The sequence below is a fragment of the Hymenobacter sp. 5516J-16 genome, assembly GCF_022919335.1.
Lineage (GTDB): Bacteria > Bacteroidota > Bacteroidia > Cytophagales > Hymenobacteraceae > Hymenobacter > Hymenobacter sublimis.
The window spans coordinates 1,787,290-1,809,305 of sequence record NZ_CP095058.1; the positions used below are offsets into that span (position 1 = coordinate 1,787,290).

Consider the following 22,016-nt stretch of genomic DNA (forward strand, 5'->3'; position numbering starts at 1 on the left):
ACCATCGGAACATACGCCGCCCGCACCTGGCCGGGGCGGAGCCGGGCAGAATCGGCTCCGCCTGCGGGCTAAGATATAATCGAATGAACCCGAATGCCGCGCGAAGTTTCCTTTCGCGCATGGTTAAACGCTCCTCGTTGCCCTGGCGCGCCCCTGGCAACTACCCGCGAAGCAGCTTCCGACTTCGCTTTCCTTTGAACCGCGCTCCTTATTCCATGTCTTCCGAAGAACCACACCTGTTCCGTCTGCCCCGGCCCCTGCGGCTGGAAAGCGGCGCTGCCCTACCCCGGGTGGAGGTTACCTACCATACCTACGGCCGCCTCAACGCGGCCCGCGACAATGTGGTGTGGGTGTGTCACGCCCTCACGGCCAATGCCGATGTGCTAAGCTGGTGGCCCGGTTTATTTGGCGCGGGTTGTCACTTCGATCCGGCCGACTGGTTTATTGTGTGTGCCAACGTGTTGGGCTCCTGCTACGGCACTACCGGCCCGCTTACCCCGGACCCGCTCACGGAGCACCTAGCCTACCAGCACTTCCCGCTCCTGACTATTCGGGATATGGTGGCTGCGCACGAGGCCCTGCGGGAACATTTGGCCCTGACGTCGGTGCACACCCTCATTGGCGGTTCGCTAGGGGGGCAGCAGGCGGTGGAGTGGGCCGTACAGCGGCCCGAGCTATTCGAGAACCTGGTGCTACTGGCTACCAGCGCCCGACATTCGGCCTGGGGCATTGCCTTCAATGAAGCCCAGCGCCTGGCCATTTTCGCCGACCCTACTTACGAAACGGCTACCCCCACGGGCGGCGCGACGGGCTTGCGCGCGGCCCGCGCCGTGGCCCTGCTCAGCTACCGCAGCCCCGATGCCTACGACCGTACCCAAACGGACCCCGACGAGAGCAAGCTCGACGACTACCTAGCCAGCTCCTACCAGCGCTACCAGGGCGACAAGCTGGTGGCCCGCTTTAATGCCTACAGCTACGTGACCCTGTCGCGGGCCATGGACAGCCACAACGTAGGGCGCCGACGCGGCGGCGTAGCGGCAGCGCTGGGCCGCATCCGGGCCCGCACGCTGGTGGTGGGCATCAGCTCCGACGTGCTGTTTCCGCCCCAGGAGCAGCAGTTGCTGGCCCGCCACATCCGGGGCGCCATGTACGCCGAAATGGATTCGCACTTCGGTCACGACGGCTTCCTGATTGAAACCGCCCAGATTACCCAATTCCTCGAACGATTCTACGTCCAGAGCTATGTCCACTAACGCTGCCTTCGCCGCCTCTGCTGCTTCCCTTGCTTCCACCGCCCAGCCTTGGCGAGTAGGCCTCATTGGGTTTGGGTGCGTGGGCCAAGGCCTTTTCGATATGCTGAATCAGCAGCCTGAGTCCGGTTTTAGCATTGCCCGCATTGTGGTGAAAACGCCCGGCAAGGTGCGGCCCCTACCCCCGAGCGGTTTAAGTACGACGTGCAAGCGGTGCTAGCAGACGATACCCTGGACGTGCTGGTGGAGGTAATTGACGATGCCGACGCGGCTTTTCAGCTAGTAGCCGAGGCCTTGCGCCGGGGCCGCCGGGTAGTCACGGCCAACAAAGCCATGCTGGCCCGCCACCTGCCTGAGCTCATCCGGTTGCAGCGCGAAGGCCGGGGCACCTTATTATATGAGGCCGCCGTGTGCGGCAGCATCCCCGTTATCCGGACACTGGACGCCTATTTCAGCACCGAGCCGCTGCGCCGCCTCACGGGCATCCTCAACGGCTCCTCCAACTACGTGCTTACGCGCATGGGCGAGGACGGCTCCTACTACTCCCCGGCCCTGGCCGAAGCGCAGGCCCTGGGCTTTGCCGAAACCGACCCTACCCTCGACATGGGCGCGTTCGACCCGCGCTCCAAGGCCGTGCTGCTGGCCGCCCACGCCTACGGGGCTTTTCTGCAGCCAGAGCAGGTGCTCAACCTCGGCATTGAAGGAATTAGCGCCGTAGATGTTGCGTTTGCCGCCAGTCAGGGCCAGAAAATTAAGGTAGTGGCCGGCCTGCAGCGCCTGCCCGACGGGCGCGTAACGGTGCTCGTGACGCCCCAACTCATCGGCCCCGAGTCGCCACTGTACACCGTGGATCAGGAGTTTAACGGCGTAGTCATTGAGGCCGATTTTGCTGGTGAGCAGTTCCTGCGCGGACGCGGCGCAGGCGGGCACCCCACCGGCTCGGCCGTCCTCGCCGATTTGGCTGCCTTGCGCCAGGGCTTTGCCTACCAGTACGCCAAAGCCGCCGCGGCCCCTACCTACGCCTCCGACCTGGAAATAGAAATCTACCTGCGCACCGACGAGGACCGCATTATCGATTTGCTCGATTTCAGCGAAATTTCCGAAGAGGCCGACGAGGACGAATACGTAGTGGGCTACGTGGCCCTGGAAAACCTGATCCGCCACCGCGACACCCTGCGCAAGTACGGCGCCTTCATCGTCCGTACCGGCCGCCTCCGTCCCATCAGCGTCGGCACAGAACTGGCCGAGGAAGTTTCAGCCTAAGCCGCAGCCTCTCGCTGACGTAGCGCGCTGAAGAGACGCGACACCTCGCGTCTCGTCGTTTTGATGTTGTTTATGCGGGGCTTTTCATCGCCAACCGTTCTAGCACCAAGACGCAAAATATTGCGTCTCTATAATCTTATACTTGTCATTCCGAGGGCAGCGAGTAATCTGGGTTAAGCCGTTGCATGGTGAACTCAGGTTCCTCGCTCCCGCTCGAAATGACAAGTGGTTATTAAGCTTCGATCGGGGCCTGCTTCTCCTACTTATTTACCGCTCTGACTTCGGGGTGCTGCCTTGCGGTGGCGCGGGAGGCGTGGGGTTAGGTGCGGCATCAGCGGCGGGCAGCGGCAGGGCTGGCTCGGCAGGACGCTGGGTTGAGTCGGGCGTAGATTTCAGCAAATCGGGCCGCCAGGTTATTTCAGCGGGGGTCGGCAGGCCTTGTAGTTCGATGCGCCGCGGCAGCAGCAGGGCCGTAACCTGCGCCGCCCGGCGCGGATTCAGGGCGGCTGCCAGCAGCGGCCCGGGCGCGCCTACCCCTAGCAAGGGCCGCAGAAAGTCGCGCATGGCAAAAAAGGCCGAATCAATATAGGTTGGCTCGAACGAGTACGGTACGTGGCCCGCCCCGCGCAGCCGACGCAACACATTCGGCACGCCTACCGCGTTGGCCCGTAGGCGTAACGCCCCGCTCCCGTACACTAGCTGGGGCGGCAGCGCCGAGCCGACCGTGCCGCGCCCATACGGTACCAGCCCGTCGCGGGTGCCGTGGACGCTGCACAGGGGTACATCCCCCGCTTCGAGCCAGGTAGCGCGGGCCAGGGCACCACACAGGTTAATTACCCCGCGGGGCCGACTGCTGTAACCGGCGTGGCCGCCACTGCCTTCCAGTCCGCCCAAGGCTTTCAAATCGAGGTAGGCAGGTACTTCAGCGGCTTTGTTGAGGTAGCCCGCTTGCAGAGCCATAAAGCCGCCGGCCGAGGAACCACCCACAAACACGTAGCCCGGATGCACCCGAAACTTCTTCGCGGTAGCCGCATCGTGTCGAAAAAACCGTACCGCCGCGCGCATATCCTGAGTAGCCCGAATGGCGGCCCGCCCGATACCGACAGTATCGAAGGGGAAGAAATACAGTCGGTAATCAATGGTAGCGGCCACGTAGCCCAGTCGGGCCAGCCGGTTGCACAAGGCTGTCATCACGGCGTCGTCGCGGGTGCCGGTCAGGAAGCCACCCTCGTGGGCCAGCACCACCAGGGGCCGGCGGCGCACGGTGTCGCCGGTGGGCTCATACACATCCATGTACAAGGTTTGCGACATGCCCAGCAGGGTAGTAGCCTGGGCAAACTCCACGTTGCGGCGCACCGTCACCTGCCGAAACACGGGCCGGTGGTAGCGGCCGTGGGTGGTATCGGGAGCTACCTGGGCGCGCAGGGCTGCGGGCCAGCCGCTACTCAGCAGGAGAATTAGAAGAAAGTAAAAGCGCATACACAGGGGCCGCGTCCGGCGCAAGCCACTGCAAAGATACCTCGCCCACCCTGGGTGCCTCACGTTGAGGTTGCGTTTTTATAGCCGTTTAATGCGTGGGTGGATCCCTCCCCATCCCCTCCCCGATAGGGAGGGGTGCGTTCTAGTAAAGCTGTTAGTTGTTAGCCACTAGCTCTTCGTCTGGCGCCCCTCCCTATCGGGGAGGGGACGGGGAGGGGTCCGGCCGCGCTACCCATGCAATAACTTGAAAACCGCTGTAGGTGGCATAAACCGCGCGGCAGGACGCAACTCCCGTTTCGCGCTACGGCCCGTTTGCTTAGGTTTGCGGCTACTGACTTGCTTGTCTCATGCCTACTACCGCTCCCGCTCCACTTCGCTCCGGCGACCAGGTCGCCATTGTTTGTCCTGCCCGCAAAGCGTCTCACGAGGAACTAGCGGCGGCCGTTGCTACCCTCGAAAGCTGGGGGCTGCGGGTAGTGCTGGGCGCTAGCACCAACGTGGCCCACCACCAGTTTGGGGGCGAGGATGAAGTACGCCGCCAGGATTTTCAGCAGCAGCTCGACGACCCCAGCATCCGGGCTATTCTGTGCGCCCGGGGCGGCTACGGCACCCCGCGCATCATTGATGGTCTCGATTTTTCCCGCTTCGCCCATGACCCGAAATGGGTGGCCGGCTTCTCTGACATTACGACGCTTAATTGCCACCTACTAAAGCTCGGGCACCAGAGCATTCATGGGGTAATGCCGATTTTTTTCCACCAGGAAGGCGGGCAGGAATCGGTGGAAAGTCTGCGCCGGGCGCTGTTTGGGGAGGAAACGCGCTATACCATTCCGGCCCACCCGCTCAATCAGCTCGGCACGGCCACCGGCGAGCTAATCGGGGGCAACCTGAGCATGTTGCAAACCCTCACCGGCACCGCCTCCGACTGCCCCACTGCGGGCCGCATTCTGTTTCTGGAGGATATTGACGAGTACCTGTATTCCATCGACCGAATGCTGGTGCACCTGGACCGCACGGGCAAGCTCCAGCACCTGGCCGGCCTGCTGGTAGGCCACTTCACCAACCCCCAGGATAACGCCGTGCCCTACGGCCAGACGCCCAACGAAATCATTCAGCACTACGCCGGCAAGTACGGCTTTCCTATTGCGCACGGCTTCCCAGTCGGCCACGAGCCCCAGAACGTGGCCCTCATCTGCGGCCGCCCCGCCCGCTTGACCGTGGAGGCTGCCGGCGCCCGACTGGAATACGTGTAACCTACCATTACCCGTCATGCCTATCAACATCCGACCTCTAGAAGTTGCTGAGTTTCCCTCCTACCTCAACGGCTTAGTTGCGCTGCTCCAGGATGCCGTTGATTCGGGCGCTTCCGTGGGGTTCCTGCCACCCTTAGCAGCGGAAGAAGCCCGGGAGTATTGGCAGGAAATCGGGGTTGCGCTGTCGTCGGGTAGGGTTCTGCTGCTGGTTGCGGAAGAGGGTGGTGAACTGGTTGGTACGGTGCAGCTGCACCTGGCCACCAAGGCCAATGCCACGCACCGCGCCGAGGTAGCCAAGCTGCTGGTTCCTACCTGGGCCCAGCGGCGGGGCATCGGCCGCCAGCTCATGCAGGCCGTGGAAGGGCTGGCCCGTCAGCAGCACCGCACCACACTGGTATTGGACACGCTGCAAGGCGCGGGGTCGGAACTACTGTATCAGGGGCTGGGCTATGTAGCGGCCGGCGCCATTCCGGCCTTCGCCCGCGGCGCCGATGGGGAGCTGCACGCTACCGTGGTATACTATAAGCTGCTTACTGGAACAGGTTTAGTTTAGAACGTAATCGACCTTCATAAAAAAAGCCCTGACACACTATGTTGCCAGGGCTTTCTAGGAAGTTCAAACAGACTTCTTACTCGGCGTAAATGGTCGTCAGCAAGGTTTGGCCCACGGCCTTGAGCGTCCGCTTGTCAATGATGCTCATGTTGTCCTGGGTGGTGTGGTGGTAAGGCTGAAACTCCCCGTTGGGCAGGAAATCGATGATGTCGATGGTGCGCACGCCGGCCTGATTGGTGAATACGTGGTCGTCGGTGATGCCCGGACTGTCGCTGAACAGGAAGTAGTCGGAGTAGCCGAGCTGGGCGGCTGTATTCCAAACTTTATCCACCACGTCGCGGGCCTGTTGGCGGCTGAGGTCCTCGCGGCTGAAGCGGCCGTTTTTGGCACCCACCATGTCCAGCAGTATGCCGTAGTTGGGCTTGTAGTTGGTGGGTACCATATTCTTGGCCCAGTGCTGGGAGCCCAGGCACCAGCTTTCCTGACCCGGAGGCAGCAGGTTCTTTTTCTCGCCCTGGGTGCTACCATCGTAGCCGTAGTCCTCGGAGTCAAACAAGATAAAATCGACCCCAACGCCGGGCGCGGCGGCATCCTTCTGCTGGGACAATACGCGGGCCATTTCCAGGGCAATACCTACCCCACTGGCCCGTCGGAAGCCCCATCGAGAGGCGCATTTTTCTGCTCCTTGTCTTTATCGGCGAAGGGACGGGTATCCCAGTGGGTGAAAATGGCAATGCGGCGCGGGGCCTGGGGCATATACTGGGCAATGATGTTGCGCGACTTCAGCATCTTCCCATCGAAAGCCATGGCCTCAAAGGGCTGCTCCTTTACCGTCAGGCCCGCCGCCTTGAATTGCCCAATTATCCAGTCGCCGGTTTGCACGTGGGCCTTGGTATTAGGCACGCGCGGCCCGAAGGCTACCTGCTTGGCCGTGTAAGCGTAGGCCGAGTCGGGGTTGAAAGCCGGAGCCTTCGGCAAAGCTGGCTGGCTGGCCGCGTTGTTTTCGGTTTCGGCAGTGTCCTTTTTGGCCGGACAAGCCGTGAGTAGCAACAGGGCCACCAGCGAAGCCGGTGCAAGACGAGAGAGAAGGTTCATATACAACAAGTACAAAGTAGAAAGAACGTCAGGCAGAGGCGCCGCCGAAGCATCTCGCGTGCTGATGTTGTGATGGTAACCGCCATTCCGGGCCCCGCGAGGAATCCTGCTCGGCTGACGTTGGCGTTACTACCTAACGATTCGAGCGAGATGCTTCGGCGGCGCCTCTGCCTGACGTTCAACCGGGTCGGTTTACTCTTCGCTATACGCCCAATCGACGCCGGCTTTCGTGTCCTTTACCACAATGCCCTGGTCTTTGAGGGCCGTGCGGATCCGATCAATTTCGCCGTAGTGCTTGGTGGCTTCGTCGGCGTTGCCTTCCTCGCGGGCTTTGGCGGCGCTTTGCTTGGCGTTGGCGTAGAAATTCAGGGTCAGGCCCAGCAGGTCCTCCACGTTGGCGCGGGCTCGTCCCGCAGGCCCAGCACGTCTTGCACCAGCGTCCGGAAGGTAGTAACGGCGGCAGTTAGCGCTTCATTGCCCACCTGCGCCAGGGTAGCCAGGTTGGCGGCGTACCCGTTGAGCTTGCGTAGCAGGTTGAACAGGCTAGCAATGGTGCGGGCCGTGTTTAGGTCGTCGTTGAGGCCGGCGAAGCAGTCCTGGGTGAGCTTGCCTAGCTCGGCGTCGGCCGCGGTGGTGTCGGTGGCCGGTGCGGTGCCTGCGGGCAGCACCAGCTTTTCCAGCAGGCGCAGGCCGTTCATGAGCTTGCGGTAGCCCTTGCGGGCCGCCTGCAACCCCTCGTCGGTAATATCAACGGTGCTGCGGTAGTGGGCCTGCAGCAGGAAGAAGCGCACCGTCATGGGAGAATATGCCTGGCTGAGCGTATTGTTGGTGCCTTCAAACAGCTGGCTGATGGTAATGAAATTACCCAGCGACTTGCTCATTTTGGCCCCGTTCACGGTAATCATGTTGTTGTGCATCCACACTTGGGCCTCGTTGGTGGGGTGGTTGCAGGCCTGGCTCTGGGCAATTTCGCACTCGTGGTGGGGGAACATCAAGTCTAGGCCGCCGCCGTGAATATCGAATTCAGCGCCGAGGTACTTGCGGCTCATGGCCGAGCACTCCAGATGCCAGCCCGGGAAACCCTCGCCGGGCGCCTCCCCGAAGGGCGAGGGCCAGCGCATGAGGTGGCGCTCATCGGCCCGCTTCCAAAGGGCAAAATCTAGGGGGCTGCGCTTTTCGTCCTGGCCGGCGAGGTTGTCGCGGGAGCCAGCCAGCAGCTCCTCTACCACCCGGTTCGAGAGCTTGCCGTAGCCGCGGCCGGCGGCGTTATAAGCTGGCACATCAAAGTACACCGAGCCGTTGACCTCGTAGCCGAAGCCATTCTTGATGATTTGCTGAATCATCTCAATCTGCTCGATGATGTGGCCACTGGCCCGGGGCGTGATGTCGGGCGGTAAGCAGCCCAAGGCCTCCATGTGACCCTGGTAGAGGTTGGTGTACTGCTCGGCCACTTGCATGGGCTCCAGCTGCTGGGCGCGGGCCCGCTTGCTGATTTTATCCTCGCCCTCGTCGGCGTCGCCTTCCAGGTGGCCTACGTCGGTGATGTTGCGCACGTAGCGCACGGTGTAGCCCAGGTAGCGCAGGTAGCGCGTCAGCACATCGAACACCACCGGGCCGCGGGCGTTGCCTACGTGGGCCTCACTATAAACGGTTGGTCCGCAGAGATACACGCCCACAAAAGGTGCGTGCAAGGGCTGAAACGGGGCTTTGCGGCGGGTAAGCGTGTTGTAGAGCGAGAGGGGTGGCTGCATGAGTGCAAAAGTAACCGCAGATTTTGCAGAGTAAGAGGATTGCGCAGATTTTGTAACCCGTATGCTTAGGCTCCGTCTGATGGTGGCCCATACTAACAGCTAACCGCATTAAATAGCTGCTTTCAGCCGCAAAATCTCCGCAACTAAGCACAAACAGCCGCTCAAACAGTACAAAGTGCCGGCTCGGTAGTTTATAAAGTTCCCTGGGTAGTTTATACTGACCTGTTTCTGGTATAAAAGTTATTGGGCTGTTTGGTCCTGAGTTAGCCGGTAAGTGGCGGTGCTGGGAAAGTGGTCGGAATACGGAATTTCGTAGTGCACCCAGTAGTCGTCCACGGTCCACTGCGGGCTGGCAAACTGGTTATCGATGCGCACGAAGGGTAGGCGGCCGTTGTAGGTGCTACCGACGCCGTTGCCCACGCTGGCCCAGGCGTTCTGGAAATGGTCAGCCAGTTGGTCGTAGCTGTAGCTATAGGGCACGTCGTTGAGGTCGGCGCAGAGCAGCATGGGGTAGCGGCACCGCTCGAAGCGGCGCACCAGCGTGTCTACTTGCCAGTGCCGGGCCACAGCCCCGCGCTTAAAGCGCCGCAGCAGCCCCAGTCCTTTTTGCTTGAGGCCGGCCTTGCTGGAGTAGCTGTCCACAATGTCTTTTTCTTCCATGCTCATGCTCTGCAGATGGAAGCTATACACCCGGATGGTGTCGTGGGAAGGCAACCGGATGTCAGCCCACATGGCGTGGTTTTGGGTCAGTTTGCCGAAGCTGATGGTGCCTTTATTAACAATAGGGAAGCGGCTAAAAATGGCCATGCCGAACTCGGCGCCGGCGCTGTTGGTCAAGGTTTTGGAGAGGAACACCTGCCGCCCGGCTTGTCGCCCGATTATATCGACGGTGCGGAACACGTTACCGTCGCGGGAGCGGGTACCCACGGGCTCATTGTAGAATTCCTGCAGGCACAGAATATCGGCGGGGTTTTCGGCTACCCAGCGCACCATTTCCCGGGAGGACTTTAGGCCGGCGTCGCGTAGCTGCGGGTACACGTTGAAAATGCGCACGTTGGCCGACAGCACCTTCACCACCTGACCAGTTTGGGCGGCGGCCGCCGGAGCTACCCGGAACGGATGCACTGCCAGCCCGCGCTGAAAATGAGGCCAGGTAAGCACAGCCAGCCCCAACGGCAGCAGGGCCACCGGCCAACGCCGCAGCAGCCAGTACATGCCCGCCAGCACATTAAGCGCCAGGGCTACGGGTAGCGTGAGGGCCCCGAAGATGGCCGGCCAGAAGGTGTAAGCCGGAATCTGGGCGCAGGCAATGGCTGCCAGCACCCACAACATCAGCAACACGGTACACGCAAAGGCAAACGAACGACGCACGGGCAACCTTTTTCCAAACAACAGGATCAGGGGCAAAGGTAGGAGTTCCGCCCAAGCTGGCGCTACTCGGCGCGGCATGGTTTTGGCGCGGCTTTGCGTACCTTTCCTTTCCTGATTACTTCCTGCCGATGACCAGACTTACTACCCTCATTATCTTCTTATTAGCCTTCCTTCACGCTGTTCAGGCGGCCGTTCCTCCCGGCCCGCAGGCCCGGTTTGCTTCGCCGGTGCCGGAGCCCAGTCTGGAGTTTGTGGAAAACCGCGGGCAGTGGGATGCTCGGGCCCGCTACATGGCCGAGCTGCCGGCCGGCCGGCTATTCCTAACCACCACGGGCTTTACCTACACCCTTGCCGACGCGGCCGCCCTCCGGGCGGCCCATGAGCATACCCCCGAGGCTACCGTTACCCGGCTGCGCAGCCATGCCTACTCCGTTACGTTTGAGGGCGGTAACAGCCACGCTACTATTCAGGGTGGCCAGCCGACCGGCGAGGTGCGCAACTACTACCTTGGCAACGACCCGAGCCACTGGGCCAGCCAGGTGCCTGGTTTTCGGGAAGCAACTTACACCAACGTGTATCCTGGCATTGGAGTCCGACTCTACGAGAATGCCAATCAGCACCTGGAATACGACTTTACGGTGGCGCCTGGAGCCAAGCCGAGCCGTATTCGCCTGCGCTACCAGGGCCCGGAGCGGGTTGAACTGACCGAAGGCGTGCTGCGCATTCATACCTCCGTGGGCGAGGTAGTAGAACAGGCGCCGCAGGCCTGGCAGGAAGGCCCCGACGGCCAGCGCCACCTGATAAGCTGCCACTACGAGCTACAGAACGGCGTGGTGGGCTTCCGCCTGGGTGCTTATGACGCGCGCAAGCCGCTGGTCATTGACCCAACGGTGGTTTTCTCGTCTTACACCGGCTCCAAAGCCGATAACTGGGGCTTCACGGCTACTTACGATGCGCAAGGCAACATGTACTCCGGCGGCGTGGCATTTGGGCCTGGCTTCCCTACCTCCCTGGGCGCCTTCGACCAGTCGTTTTCGGCCGCCATGGACATGGCCATCATCAAGTACAACACTACGGTAAAGGGTAGCGCGGCCCGCTTATACGCCACTTATTTAGGCGGAGAAGCGGCCGATGCGCCGCACAGCCTAGTAGTGAATGGCAGCGACCAGCTAGTGATTCTGGGCAGCACCAGTTCCCTCACCTACCCCGTTTCGCAGACTGCCTACGACCGTAGCTTCAATGGGGGCGTTGCCATTGATCCGTTGAGCAGCGGCGTTAATGGCGTCACGCGCTATGCCAATGGCTCTGACTTGGTTATCTCTATTCTGAATTCCCAGGGCAATGCGCTGGTAGCCTCTACCTACCTCGGCGGCAGTGGCAACGATGGGTTAACGCTTAACCCAGGCATCGTTAACAACTACGGCGACGCTTTCCGGGGCGACATCATCACGGACGGGGCCAACAACGTGTACCTAGCTTCTACCACGCAAAGCGCCGACTTTCCGGCAACCAGCGGTGGCCAGAGTATCCGTCAAGGCGCCGCAGATGCCGTCGTTGCCAAGCTCAGCGCCAACTTAAGCACCGTTCTCTGGAGCACACTGCTGGGCGGCTCAGCCGTTGAAACTGCCTGCTCCATCCAGCTCAGCACCGATCAGCGGGTATACGTGGCCGGCAGCAGTACCAGCACCGATTTTCCGACCACCACCGGCGCCTTTCTGACCGCCAATCCGGGCGGCACCAACGGTTTCGTGGCCCGTTTTCCGACTACGGCCAATACCTTGCAGGCAGCTACCTTGCTGGGCACCAGCGCCAACGACCTGGCCTATTTCGTGCAGCTAGACGGTAGTAATAACGTGTACGTGCTGGGGCAAACCCAGGGCCAGTACCCACTCACCAGTGGCCTGTACGGCGTGGCCGGGGGCAACAGTTTATTCAGAAGCTCACCCCCGACCTAAGAACCGGCCTCTACTCCACGGCCTTTGGCAGCGGCCGCCCGCTGGCGCACGATCTGTCGCCTACGGCGTTCTTGGTCGACGACTGTGAGCGAGTGTACGTGTGCGGCTGGGGCGGCAACACCAACCGCAGCTTCGGCATTTCCTACATGGCCCAGCTGCCCGTAACGGCCAATGCCATCCAACGTACCTCCGATGGCTCCGACTTCTACCTGGTGCAGTTTGGGGCAGGCTTGCGCACGATTGAGTACGCCACGTTCTACGGCGAAACCGGGGGCTCCGGCGAGCATGTGGATGGCGGTACTTCCCGCTTCGACAAGCGCGGCATGGTGTACCAGGCCGTGTGTGCCAGCTGCCGGAGCACCCAAGGCTTTCCGGTACCGCCCAGCGCCAGTTACTTTTCCACTGTAAACGGTAGCACCAACTGCAACAACGCAGCTTTCAAAATCGACTTCGGCATTACCGTAGCTGACCCCGGCCCTACCCAGTACGTCTGCGTGAACAATGGCCCGGTAACACTGGGCGGGCAGCCAGCCGGCGGCACCTGGAGCGGCCCCGGCGTGACGCGGTTACCGAACGGCTCCTACCAGTTTCAGCCCACGGCAGCTCTGGTGGGGCGCAACGTACTACAGTACACCGTCACAACCACGGGCGTCTGCCAAAGCACCCGCCCCCTGCGCATGATTGTAACGCCAAACCAGACTGTTGCCATTGCGCCGGTACCTGCGCTGTGCGCTGATGGGGCCGCGGTTACCCTGCAGACTACCCCTGCCGGGGCACCTGGAGTTCCACCAGAGGCTTGGCCGGCAACGTATTTAACCCGCAGCAGGCGGGCGCTGGCACCCACACCCTCACTTATTCCTACTCTGACTCCCTGGGTTGCGGCACGGCCAGCCGGGTAATAACGGTAAACCCGCTGCCAACTCCTACGGCCGGCCCCAACCTCACCCTGTGTGCCTACGAAACCCAGACGCTGACCCTGACGGGCGCTACCCCCACGGGCGGCACTTGGAGCGGCCCCGGCGTCACGCCCGACGGCCGCTTTACCCCGCCCGATACCAAGCTGCGCGGCGGCATCTTCACGTTGCGCTATACCGTCACGGAGAATGGCTGCGCGGCCTCAGCTACCCGGCAGGTAGTGCTGGCTCCTTCGCCCACCGTCAATTTCCCGCTGAGCGTGCCGGAGTGCACCAACTTTCCGCAGTACACCGGTCTGGCGCCCTTTACGTGCACCTTCGAGCCGGTGCTGACCGGCGGCAGCTACGAGTGGGATTTTGGCGACGGTAGCCCCATCAGCCGGGAGGAGAAACCCAGCCATCTGTACACGGCGGCTGGCACTTATACCGTCAAGCTCACGGCCCGCTACGCCAACTGCACCGTGGAAACCAGCTTCGTTCCGGTCATCGTCGGCGACGTATTCGTGCCCAACATCATCACCCCCAACCACGACACCAAGAACGAGACGTTTATCCCGCGCTTTAGCTGCCGCCCGGCCACCTTGCGGGTATTCAGCCGCTGGGGCACCAAGCTTTACGAAACCGACAACTACCGCAACGATTGGCGCGCCGACAACCTGCCTGATGGCACTTACTACTACCACCTGAAAGACGCCGACGGCCGGAGCATTAAAGGCTGGGTTACGGTTCAGCGCTAAGGGGCAGATAGACCTTGTTTTCAGCTTGAAATTGTATTATCTTTGCACCTGCAAACTACAACACGACAGAGGGGACGGACAGTCCCCTCTTTCTTTTATCACCCGGTGCCTCGCCTATGAAACTTGACCGTGCCCGCCTGTCGGAGATGCTGCAGGACAGCCTGCCCACCGACGGGAGCCTGTTCGTGGTGGACCTGACCGTCTCGGATGCCATTCGCCCCAAAGTTACCGTCACCCTCGACGGGGAGCAGGGCGTGGGCATTGATGAGTGTGCCCAGATCAGCCGCCGCCTTGCTCGCCGCGTAGATGAGGAGTACGGCGAAGATGCCAGCTACACCCTGGAAGTAACCTCGCCCGGCGCCGACCAGCCCCTGCGCGACGCCCGCCAGTACACCCGCCACGTGGGCCGCAGCCTCAGCCTGAAGCTCACCGATGGCACCGAGAAAAGCGGTATTCTGGAAGCCGTAGAAGCTGAAGGCATTCAGCTGGCGGAGGTAGTCAAAGAGAAAAGCAAAAAGAAAACCCTCCCCGCCGCCTTGGTGCCGTTCGCCAGCATTCAGGAAGCGAAAGTGGTTATTTCGTTTAAATAAGAAAGAGCAGTTGTCAGTAACCAATTGTCAGTTGCCAGGCCGCCGTTGCCTCTGGACAACCCCGCAACTCACAACCAACCGCTAACAACCCCCAATTAACATCAGTATGAACAGCAACGTCCTGATTGAATCGTTTGCCGAATTCGCCCGGTCGAAAAACATCGACCGTCCCACGATGATGAGCATCCTGGAGGAAGTGTTCCGCACGATGATTCGCAAGAAGTACGACGATGACTCGAACTTCGACGTCATCCTGAACGTGGACAAGGGCGACCTGGAAATCTATCGGAACCGCGAAATCGTGGACGATAACTCCGAGGATATCTGGGACCTGGACAAAATTCCGCTGGCCGAGGCCCAGAAGATCGAGCCCGACTATGAGGTAGGCGAATCGGTAGCCGAGGAAATTAAGCTGGAAGATTTCGGCCGCCGCGCCGTGCTTATGGCCCGCCAAACGCTGATTCAGCGCGTGAAGGACCTGGAGCGCGACAACCTGTACCAGGCCTACAAAGATCAGGTAGGCGAGGTAGTGGTAGGCGAAGTCTACCAGGTATGGGGCCGCGAAGCCCTCATTCTGGACAAAGACGAAAACGAGCTAGTACTGCCCAAGGGTGAGCAAATCCCGAAGGACCGCTACCGCAAGGGCGACACCATCCGGGCCGTGGTACACCGCGTAGACGTGCTCAACGGCACACCCAAAATTATCCTCTCCCGGGCCGCGCCAGCTTTCCTGGAGCGCCTGATGGAGCAGGAAGTACCCGAAATCTTCGATGGCCTTATCACCATCAAGAACATCGTGCGTGAGCCCGGTGAGCGGGCCAAGGTAGCTGTAGAAAGCTACGACGACCGGATTGACCCGGTAGGTGCCTGCGTAGGTATGAAGGGTTCCCGCATCCACGCTGTGGTGCGGGAGCTGGAAAACGAAAACATCGACATCATTAACTATACCGACAACCTGGAGCTCTACATTGCCCGGGCCCTGTCGCCGGCTAAGTTGACGTCGATGAAGATCAACGAACAAACTGGACGGGTTTCGGTGTTCCTAAAGCCAGACCAGGTATCACTGGCCATTGGCCGCGGTGGCGCCAACATCAAGCTGGCTTCCCGGCTGGTAGGCATGGAAATCGACGTGTTCCGGGATGCCGGTGATTTTGAAGAAGACATCGCTCTGGACGAGTTCCAGGATGAGATTGAAGGCTGGATTCTCGATGAGCTGAAGAAAATCGGCCTCGACACCGGCCGCGCCGTATTGGCAGTCAGCAAAGAAGACATCGTCCGTCGGACGGAGCTAGAAGAGGAAACCGTTGAGGAGCTCTTCCGTGTCATCCGCAACGAGTTCGAGGACAACGAAAGCGACAGCCAAGAGGAAGAAGCACAAAATTCCGGCGGCGCGCAATGAGTGCGCGGCGGCCGGTACGGCAAGGGGGTTAAATAATCAAGCCGGGTGGTTTGATTTTGACCCCGCCCGGCAAGATTTAATATAGTACCTTTGCAACTGAATAAGAGTATCGTTCGCGAGCATAGAATGGCGGAAGCAGCAACCAAACGGCTGAATCAGGCGGCCAAAGACCTGAACGTTGGACTTTCTACGATTGTAGATTTTCTGGCGGGAAAAGGGCACATCATCGAAAACAAACCTACGACCAAGCTATCGTCGGAGCAGGTATCCCTGCTCGAAAAGGCGTTTGAGTCGTCGGCGCAGGATAAGATGGAGGCCGCAAAGCTCAGCCAGGCCAAGCGCCAGACGGAGCTAGACGCCGCGGCAGCTTCGGCGGCCCAGGCGCGTGCGGCGGAAGCTGCCGCCCCCAAACCAGCCCCTGCCCCCGCTGCGCCGGCTCCCAAGCCGGCCGCCCCAGCGCCCCAGCCCGCTCCGGCAGCTGAGGCTCCCAAACTCGCTACCCCCACTCCGCCGCCAGCAGCTGCCCCCGCACCGGAGGCAAGCCGAGCTCCGGGCCTAAAAGTGCTGGGTAAAATTGAGCTTGATGCCAAGGGCCGGCCCGTGCCGCCCCGGCCAGCCGCCCCAGTTGCCCCAGCGGCGCAGCCTACTCCGGCCCCGGAGCCGGCTCCCGCAGCGGCCGTTCCGGCCCCTAAAGCGCCCGAGGCTCCTCAGCCTGCTTCGGCACCGGTAACTGCGCCTCAGCCGGAGGTAAAGCCAGCGCCGGCTGCTCCGGTAGCAGAGGCACCCAAGCCCACTCCGCAGCCAGCCGCACCCGTAGTCCAACCGGCTGCTCCCGTAGCTGCTGCTCCGGCTTCTAAAGCTCCCGAGGCCCCTCAACCCGCTCCGGCAACAACTCCCGCTACTCCGGCCGCGGCCGCAGCTCAACCAGCTGCTCCAGACGCCGCAGCTACGGAGGAAGGGACTATCGTTGCTAAAGCGGATCAGCTGAAAGGCCTGACCGTTCTCGGTAAAATTGAGTTACCCCTAGATTCTTCCCGGCGCGGTGGCGGTGGTCGTGGAGCCCGTCCTGTGGCGTCCTCGGACGTACGCAAGAGCGGTATCAGCCCCGACAAGAAGAAACGTCAGCGCATCCCGATGGGAGGCCCTGGTGCTCCTGGTCAGCAAACTACCCCAAGTGGCCCCGGTCAGCAGGGTGGTAACCGCCCTGGTGGAGGCCCCGGCCAACAAGGTGGCGGCAACCGCCCCGGTGGTCAGGGTGGCAACGCCCGTCCTGGTCAGCAAGGTGGCGGTAATCGTCCCGGCGGTCAGGGTAGCAACACCCGTCAGCCGGCGCCGGCGCTTACGCCCGAGCAAAACGACAAGCAGATTCAGGAACAGATCAAGGCCACGCTGGCCAAGCTCAGCGGCGGCCGTGGTGGTCAGCAGCAGAACCGCGCCAAGTACCGCCGCGATAAGCGGAACATGGCGGCGGAGGACCGTGAGGCCCTGCGCGCTCAAAACGAACTGGACGCCAAGACGCTGAAAGTAACCGAGTTTATTTCGGCTAACGACCTAGCGTCATTCATGGACGTGTCGGTGAATGAAGTAATTAAGGTGTGCCTGAACATGGGCATGTTCGTTTCCATCAACCAGCGCCTCGACGCCGAAGCCATTACCGTTATTGCGGATGAATTTGGCTACGACGTAGAATTCCTGAGCGCCGAGGAAGAGGAAACGACCATCGATATTGAGGATGCACCGGAGGATCTGCAGCCGCGGGCTCCCATCGTGACCATCATGGGTCACGTTGACCACGGTAAGACATCCTTGCTTGACTACATCCGGAACGCCAGCGTAGCGAAAGGTGAAGCGGGCGGTATCACCCAGCACATCGGTGCCTACGACGTAATGACCAAGTCGGGCAAGCGGGTGACCTTCCTGGATACGCCAGGTCACGAAGCGTTTACCGCCATGCGTGCCCGGGGTGCCAAAGTGACGGACATTGCCATTATTGTGGTAGCGGCCGACGACTCGGTGATGCCCCAGACCAAGGAAGCCATCAACCACGCACAAGCAGCCGGCGTACCGATTGTTATTGCGCTAAACAAGATTGACAAGCCCGGTGCTAACCCCGACAAAGTGCGGGAAGAACTGTCGGCCATCAACGTGCTGGTAGAAGAATGGGGCGGTAAGTACCAGTCCCAGGAAGTATCGGCCAAAACAGGCCTTGGCATTGATGATCTGCTGGAAAAGGTGCTGCTGGAAGCCGAAATTCTGGAGCTGACGGCTAACCCGGACCGCAACGCTATTGGCACTGTTATCGAAGCCTCTCTTGACAAAGGACGTGGTTACGTAACGACTATTCTGGTACAAACCGGTACCATGAATGTAGGCGACATTGTGCTGGCTGGCCCGCACTACGGCCGCGTAAAGGCCATGACGGACCACCGCGGCAAGAAGATGAAGCAGGCGGGCCCGGCTACCCCGGTTCAGGTGCTTGGCCTAACGGGTGCTCCACAGGCTGGTGACAAGATTCAGGTGATGGAAACCGAGCGTGAAGCCCGGGAACTGGCTACCCAGCGTCAGCAGCTGACCCGCGAGCAGACCATGCGCACCAAGAAGCACATTACCCTGGATGAAATCGGTCGTCGTCTGGCAATTGGCTCGTTCAAGGAACTCAACGTGCTGGTGAAAGGCGACGTGGACGGCTCGGTGGAAGCACTGGCCGACTCCCTGCTCAAGCTGAGTACGCCGGAAGTAGCGGTGAACATCCTTAGCAAGGGCGTGGGTGCCATTTCCGAGTCCGACGTACTGCTGGCTTCGGCCTCCGACGCCATCATCATTGGCTTCCAGGTGCGTCCTTCGCAGAGCGCGCGTAAGCTGGCTGAGCAGGAGCAGATTGACATCCGCCTCTACTCTATTATCTACAATGCCATCAATGAGGTGAAGGATGCCATGGAAGGCATGCTGGCCCCAACGGTGCAGGAGGTGGTAGTAGCCAACGCCGAAGTTCGTCAGGTGTTCAACATTACCAAGGTGGGCACTATTGCCGGCTGTATGGTAACGGACGGCACCTTTACCCGCAAAACCAAAGTGCGGCTGGTCCGCGACGGTATTGTGGTATACTCGGGCGAAATCCAGGACCTCAAGCGCTACAAAGACGATGTGTCGGAAGTACGCCAGGGGTACGAGTGCGGTATCTCGCTGAAAGGCTACAATGACCTCCGCGAAGGAGACAACATTGAAGGATTCGAAGAAAAAGAAGTGAAGCGTACCCTGTAAAGAAGACGTTTTACTTATACAGAAAAAGCCCCAGCCTGCATAGGTTGGGGCTTTTTCTGTATAAGGAGCACTGCTGTTCTGCCTCTTCTTAGTTTCACAAAATTTATTTGATTTTAAAAATCAGAACTCACTTCCTACCTTCGATTAGACTTATACACAAAACCAACAGAAACACAGGCTATTAAGCCTTAATCCTTGGTAGACGGTGATGAGTGGCAAAGCAGGTAGAAAGTGGCGTTGAGAAGTGAGGAAGTGGTTTGGAGTAGGAGTGAGAGACCAGTCAACAGGGAAAATAAAGTAGGAATCGACCGTTAGAGGTAGGAATTCCAGGGTCAGGCTTTTCAGCCTGGCAACCACCCGGTTAGCTTTTGCGTCTTTGTTGGGAAGGCTTCGTTTAGCGTTATAATCCGTTCGTATGAAGCGTATTTTACTTTTTGCTACAGTAGTTGCGGGGCTAACCTGCTGCGGACAGCTGCTGATAGCTCGTCAATTGGTACCGTATGCCCCTGGTAGGGTAGCGCCCTCGCCGTTTTCTGAGTCGCTCGCCGGTCGTAATTCAGCTATGCTGCCAAAGCCTACTGACTCTACATTGGTACGACCAGCTACCATACCCGTGTACTCTGCTTTCTACTCCATCCGGTGGCCGGCACTAGCCCGGGCACGCCACTAGTTTTGCTACTATACTAAACAAGAAAAAGCCGTGCTATAGCTACAGCACGGCTTTTTCTTGTCTCATACTTCTGAAGGTTAAAAGAAGAGAAAGCGCTTCTTTTTCTTGTGCGTCAGTGGTTTGCCTTTGGGGTCAACGAAGCCCGCAGCCCGGGTTTGTCCTCGCTTCTGACGGGCTGTGCCTACTCGGTTATCCTTGAACTTGCGCACGGTAAAACCACCGGCACCTTTCTCAAACTGCCGGGCAGGACCCGAAGCACGCCCGAAGCTGGTGTTAGCGGTGCTCATGCCCGAGCGGGCCTCCAGAATCTCCAGCTGCTGGTCGCGCTTGGCTTCATCGGGGTTCATGCTCATGCGCTGCTGCATGCGGGCAATATCAGTAGCTGAGGTCTTGCGCTTTTTGCGCAACCCCTGCTCGCTACCCCGCTGGGTCTGGCCTGAGTAAGCGGCGCTGGCAGTACTTTGGGCCTTGGCAGCCGGCGTTGCTACTACCCCAACGGTGGCTACAATAAAGGCAAAAAACAGCTTTTTCATGGACAAGTGAGGTGGAAGGAACCGGTGTAATAACTGCCTGCGCTATGGCAGTAGTACAGCCTGGTGTTGCGCCCAACGGGTGCGTGGTAAAGTTAGTTCAAAGCAAGCTGAAACTTACAAATCAGCCGTTTAGCTGGGTCTGCTTCGCCCCCGACGCAAACACATTTCTTCGATCGTGGCCGCGGAGTCTAAAGCAAGTCTTGAGCCAAATGGGAAAGCCTGGGCCACGCTTTCGGCTGCAACCCGCACAACCAAGGCAAACCTAGTCAGTATAGTCCACTTCTCATGCCGCAACTCGGTGGCACTATGCTACCTACCGACCAACGCGGCCTACACCTTGGTCAGAAGCACCTGCTTCTGGGCGGCTGCGCAGGGCGTCTCGGATGTCCATGAGAAGTTGCTGCTCCTTGGTTGGTCCTGGGTCGGCTACCACTACCTGCTGAGGCCGTTTGAAACGATTGGCGATTTTTACTAACCAGAAAATGGCAAAGGCCATCAGCAGAAACACGATAATAGCATTTAGGAATAGTCCGTAGTTAACGGTTGCGGCCCCCGCTTTCTTGGCTTCCTCCAGCGTTTTGTAGCTCGTGCCGTCAAGGGCCAGAAACCAGTCCTTGAAATCAAGCCCGCCCGTTAGAATGGACAGCAAGGGCATGAGCACGTCGTCCGTGAGCGATTTTACAATATTGCCAAAGGTCCCACCGATGATAACTCCAACTGCCAAGTCAAGGACATTGCCCTTGGAAATGAATTCTTTGAATTCGGATACAAAGCTCATACAATGGAAGTATTTGGAAGTGAAGGAGAAGCAACATTTGGGGTAAATATATGTTTTTAATTATATAACTCTTTGACGTGGTTATTTTTGGTAAACATGCCCTGCAGCGGCTCCTGGTAGCCGCGGTTTTCACGGCCCGAAACCAGGTATCGAGCACTAACGAGAGGTAGCCAGCAGGGTAACGTGGCAGTCCAGCCGCGCCGTAATTCATCCTATCTTTACCCGTCCATTGTGCCCACTCGCCTCTTTTACTATGACTTTCACCAACCTGCTCTACCACCTCGAAGCCGAAACCGGCATCCTGACTATTACCATTAACCGCCCCGACAAGCTTAATGCCCTGAATGCTGCTACCATCGAAGAAATTCGGGCGGCAGCTCAGCAGGCCCTCAACGATGCCGCCGTGCGCGGCATCATTCTGACGGGTAGCGGAGAGAAGTCGTTTGTGGCGGGTGCCGATATTGCGGAGCTTACCCAACTTGATGAGGTTTCAGGGCGCCGGGCGGCCATACAGGGCCAGGAGGCTTTCCGTCTGCTGGAGGAGAGCCCAAAGCCAGTTATTGCGGCTGTAAACGGGTTTGCCTTGGGCGGGGGCTGTGAGTTGGCTATGGCCTGCCACATGCGCGTTGCCTCAGAAAACGCTCGTTTCGGTCAGCCCGAAGTGAACTTAGGCTTGGTACCCGGCTATGGTGGTACCCAGCGCCTAACCCAACTTATTGGCAAGGGCAAAGCCATTGAGCTGCTCCTGACGGCCGACATGATTAAGGCCGACGAGGCGCTGCGCCTGGGGTTAGTTAACCACGTAGTGCCCCAGGCGGAGCTGCTGAGCTTTACCAAGCAACTGCTCGGCCGCATCCTGACCAAGGCGCCACTGGCCGTAGGGCTGTGCCTGGACTGCGTGAATGCCTATTACGATAAGGACCGCCAAGGCTACCAGAGTGAGGCCGACGCCTTTGCCCGCTGCTTTGATTCGGCTGATTTTCGGGAGGGCACTTCGGCCTTCCTGGAAAAGCGGCCAGCCAGTTTTACCGGCAAGTAGTAGCACGCTACCATCCGTAGCGGCCTAGCAATTTTTTATGCTGATTTTACGGGACCGGGGTAGTCATTGACCGTGCAGGCAGTGGCCGCCCCGGCCTTTTCCTGCCCGCTCCACTTCCCGTTTCC

18 protein-coding genes and 1 pseudogene are annotated in these 22,016 nt (G+C 59.9%); 12 read left to right on the forward strand and 7 right to left on the reverse strand.

The window, feature by feature from the left end; genetic code table 11:
• The first annotated feature begins 215 nt into the window (after window positions 1–215).
• From metX to MUN84_RS08825, 3 genes are read left to right on the forward strand one after another with little or no spacing between them, the layout of a single operon-like run.
• Window positions 216–1,253 carry a homoserine O-acetyltransferase MetX gene (metX, locus tag MUN84_RS08815; RefSeq protein WP_244697571.1) on the forward strand — a complete coding sequence of 346 codons (1,038 nt, stop codon included), beginning with the start codon at window positions 216–218 and terminating at the stop codon, window positions 1,251–1,253.
• The gene (locus MUN84_RS08820; protein WP_244697572.1) at window positions 1,243–1,470 is read left to right on the forward strand and encodes a hypothetical protein; all 228 of its coding nucleotides are present in this window, start codon (window positions 1,243–1,245) and stop codon (window positions 1,468–1,470) included. The genes metX and MUN84_RS08820 overlap by 11 nt, the downstream gene beginning before the upstream one ends.
• Window positions 1,464–2,513 (forward strand): homoserine dehydrogenase, encoded by a 1,050-nt coding sequence (locus MUN84_RS08825; protein ID WP_244697573.1) that lies wholly within the window; start codon window positions 1,464–1,466, stop codon window positions 2,511–2,513. Before MUN84_RS08820 ends, MUN84_RS08825 begins: the two co-directional genes overlap by 7 nt.
• A gap of 267 nt (window positions 2,514–2,780) precedes the next feature.
• Here MUN84_RS08825 and MUN84_RS08830 read toward each other — a convergent pair whose 3' ends face one another.
• Window positions 2,781–3,992 carry an alpha/beta hydrolase gene (locus tag MUN84_RS08830; protein WP_244697581.1) on the reverse strand — a complete coding sequence of 404 codons (1,212 nt, stop codon included), beginning with the start codon at window positions 3,990–3,992 and terminating at the stop codon, window positions 2,781–2,783.
• A gap of 347 nt (window positions 3,993–4,339) precedes the next feature.
• On the opposite strand from MUN84_RS08830, the gene MUN84_RS08835 reads away from it, so the two are divergent.
• Together MUN84_RS08835 and MUN84_RS08840 are read left to right on the forward strand one after the other, a co-directional pair.
• Window positions 4,340–5,245, forward strand: a complete 906-nt coding sequence (locus MUN84_RS08835; RefSeq protein WP_244697583.1) for an LD-carboxypeptidase — start codon at window positions 4,340–4,342, stop codon at window positions 5,243–5,245.
• A gap of 16 nt (window positions 5,246–5,261) precedes the next feature.
• Window positions 5,262–5,798, forward strand: coding sequence for a GNAT family N-acetyltransferase (locus tag MUN84_RS08840; protein ID WP_244697585.1), 537 nt, complete (start codon window positions 5,262–5,264; stop codon window positions 5,796–5,798).
• 76 nt (window positions 5,799–5,874) lie between these two features.
• Here MUN84_RS08840 and MUN84_RS08845 read toward each other — a convergent pair whose 3' ends face one another.
• The 4 genes and pseudogenes from MUN84_RS08845 to MUN84_RS08860 all read right to left on the reverse strand — a co-directional run bounded on the left by MUN84_RS08845 (window position 5,875) and on the right by MUN84_RS08860 (window position 10,015).
• Window positions 5,875–6,417 carry a M28 family peptidase gene (locus MUN84_RS08845; RefSeq protein WP_244697590.1) on the reverse strand — a complete coding sequence of 181 codons (543 nt, stop codon included), beginning with the start codon at window positions 6,415–6,417 and terminating at the stop codon, window positions 5,875–5,877.
• 14 nt (window positions 6,418–6,431) lie between these two features.
• Window positions 6,432–6,893, reverse strand: coding sequence for a hypothetical protein (locus MUN84_RS08850; RefSeq protein ID WP_244697591.1), 462 nt, complete (start codon window positions 6,891–6,893; stop codon window positions 6,432–6,434).
• Between the two features lie 192 nt (window positions 6,894–7,085).
• A pseudogene (cysS, locus tag MUN84_RS08855) lies at window positions 7,086–8,644 on the reverse strand (cysteine--tRNA ligase).
• Between the two features lie 240 nt (window positions 8,645–8,884).
• The gene (locus MUN84_RS08860; RefSeq protein ID WP_244697592.1) at window positions 8,885–10,015 is read right to left on the reverse strand and encodes an endonuclease/exonuclease/phosphatase family protein; all 1,131 of its coding nucleotides are present in this window, start codon (window positions 10,013–10,015) and stop codon (window positions 8,885–8,887) included.
• Between the two features lie 128 nt (window positions 10,016–10,143).
• Between MUN84_RS08860 and MUN84_RS08865 the strand changes: the two genes are divergently transcribed.
• From MUN84_RS08865 to infB, 6 genes are all read left to right on the forward strand, one after another.
• Window positions 10,144–11,970, forward strand: coding sequence for a hypothetical protein (locus MUN84_RS08865; protein WP_244697593.1), 1,827 nt, complete (start codon window positions 10,144–10,146; stop codon window positions 11,968–11,970).
• Between the two features lie 71 nt (window positions 11,971–12,041).
• Complete coding sequence (locus MUN84_RS08870; protein WP_244697594.1) at window positions 12,042–12,869, forward strand: hypothetical protein; 828 nt, start codon at window positions 12,042–12,044, stop codon at window positions 12,867–12,869.
• The gene (locus MUN84_RS08875) at window positions 12,767–13,621 is read left to right on the forward strand and encodes a gliding motility-associated C-terminal domain-containing protein (protein WP_244697595.1); all 855 of its coding nucleotides are present in this window, start codon (window positions 12,767–12,769) and stop codon (window positions 13,619–13,621) included. Before MUN84_RS08870 ends, MUN84_RS08875 begins: the two co-directional genes overlap by 103 nt.
• Before the next feature lie 116 nt (window positions 13,622–13,737).
• Window positions 13,738–14,211 (forward strand): ribosome maturation factor RimP, encoded by a 474-nt coding sequence (gene rimP / locus MUN84_RS08880; protein ID WP_244697597.1) that lies wholly within the window; start codon window positions 13,738–13,740, stop codon window positions 14,209–14,211.
• Window positions 14,212–14,317: 106 nt separating this feature from the next.
• Window positions 14,318–15,610, forward strand: a complete 1,293-nt coding sequence (gene nusA / locus MUN84_RS08885; protein ID WP_188555910.1) for a transcription termination factor NusA — start codon at window positions 14,318–14,320, stop codon at window positions 15,608–15,610.
• Between the two features lie 126 nt (window positions 15,611–15,736).
• Entirely contained in the window at window positions 15,737–18,871 is a 3,135-nt protein-coding gene (gene infB, locus MUN84_RS08890; RefSeq protein ID WP_244697599.1) for a translation initiation factor IF-2, read from the forward strand.
• Window positions 18,872–19,618: 747 nt separating this feature from the next.
• On the opposite strand, the gene MUN84_RS08895 is transcribed toward infB, so the two are convergent.
• Complete coding sequence (locus MUN84_RS08895) at window positions 19,619–20,074, reverse strand: hypothetical protein (protein WP_244697601.1); 456 nt, start codon at window positions 20,072–20,074, stop codon at window positions 19,619–19,621.
• A gap of 313 nt (window positions 20,075–20,387) precedes the next feature.
• Window positions 20,388–20,852: a large conductance mechanosensitive channel protein MscL gene (mscL, locus tag MUN84_RS08900; RefSeq protein WP_244697603.1), complete on the reverse strand. Its 465-nt coding sequence runs from the start codon at window positions 20,850–20,852 to the stop codon at window positions 20,388–20,390.
• A gap of 253 nt (window positions 20,853–21,105) precedes the next feature.
• Here mscL and MUN84_RS08905 point away from each other — a divergent pair, with 253 nt between their 5' ends.
• Window positions 21,106–21,891, forward strand: a complete 786-nt coding sequence (locus MUN84_RS08905) for an enoyl-CoA hydratase/isomerase family protein (protein WP_244697605.1) — start codon at window positions 21,106–21,108, stop codon at window positions 21,889–21,891.
• Window positions 21,892–22,016 lie beyond the last annotated feature (125 nt).

Excerpts from the sequence above, each read along its gene's own strand:
- metX (WP_244697571.1), top strand. The coding sequence starts at position 216 with ATGTCTTCCGAAGAACCACACCTGTTCCGTCTGCCCCGGCCCCTGCGG.
- MUN84_RS08820 (WP_244697572.1), top strand. The coding sequence starts at position 1,243 with ATGTCCACTAACGCTGCCTTCGCCGCCTCTGCTGCTTCCCTTGCTTCC.
- MUN84_RS08830 (WP_244697581.1), bottom strand. The coding sequence starts at position 3,992 with ATGCGCTTTTACTTTCTTCTAATTCTCCTGCTGAGTAGCGGCTGGCCC.
- MUN84_RS08835 (WP_244697583.1), top strand. The coding sequence starts at position 4,340 with ATGCCTACTACCGCTCCCGCTCCACTTCGCTCCGGCGACCAGGTCGCC.
- MUN84_RS08840 (WP_244697585.1), top strand. The coding sequence starts at position 5,262 with ATGCCTATCAACATCCGACCTCTAGAAGTTGCTGAGTTTCCCTCCTAC.
- MUN84_RS08845 (WP_244697590.1), bottom strand. The coding sequence starts at position 6,417 with ATGGCCCGCGTATTGTCCCAGCAGAAGGATGCCGCCGCGCCCGGCGTT.
- MUN84_RS08850 (WP_244697591.1), bottom strand. The coding sequence starts at position 6,893 with ATGAACCTTCTCTCTCGTCTTGCACCGGCTTCGCTGGTGGCCCTGTTG.
- MUN84_RS08865 (WP_244697593.1), top strand. The coding sequence starts at position 10,144 with ATGACCAGACTTACTACCCTCATTATCTTCTTATTAGCCTTCCTTCAC.
- rimP (WP_244697597.1), top strand. The coding sequence starts at position 13,738 with ATGAAACTTGACCGTGCCCGCCTGTCGGAGATGCTGCAGGACAGCCTG.
- nusA (WP_188555910.1), top strand. The coding sequence starts at position 14,318 with ATGAACAGCAACGTCCTGATTGAATCGTTTGCCGAATTCGCCCGGTCG.
- infB (WP_244697599.1), top strand. The coding sequence starts at position 15,737 with ATGGCGGAAGCAGCAACCAAACGGCTGAATCAGGCGGCCAAAGACCTG.
- MUN84_RS08895 (WP_244697601.1), bottom strand. The coding sequence starts at position 20,074 with ATGAAAAAGCTGTTTTTTGCCTTTATTGTAGCCACCGTTGGGGTAGTA.
- mscL (WP_244697603.1), bottom strand. The coding sequence starts at position 20,852 with ATGAGCTTTGTATCCGAATTCAAAGAATTCATTTCCAAGGGCAATGTC.
- MUN84_RS08905 (WP_244697605.1), top strand. The coding sequence starts at position 21,106 with ATGACTTTCACCAACCTGCTCTACCACCTCGAAGCCGAAACCGGCATC.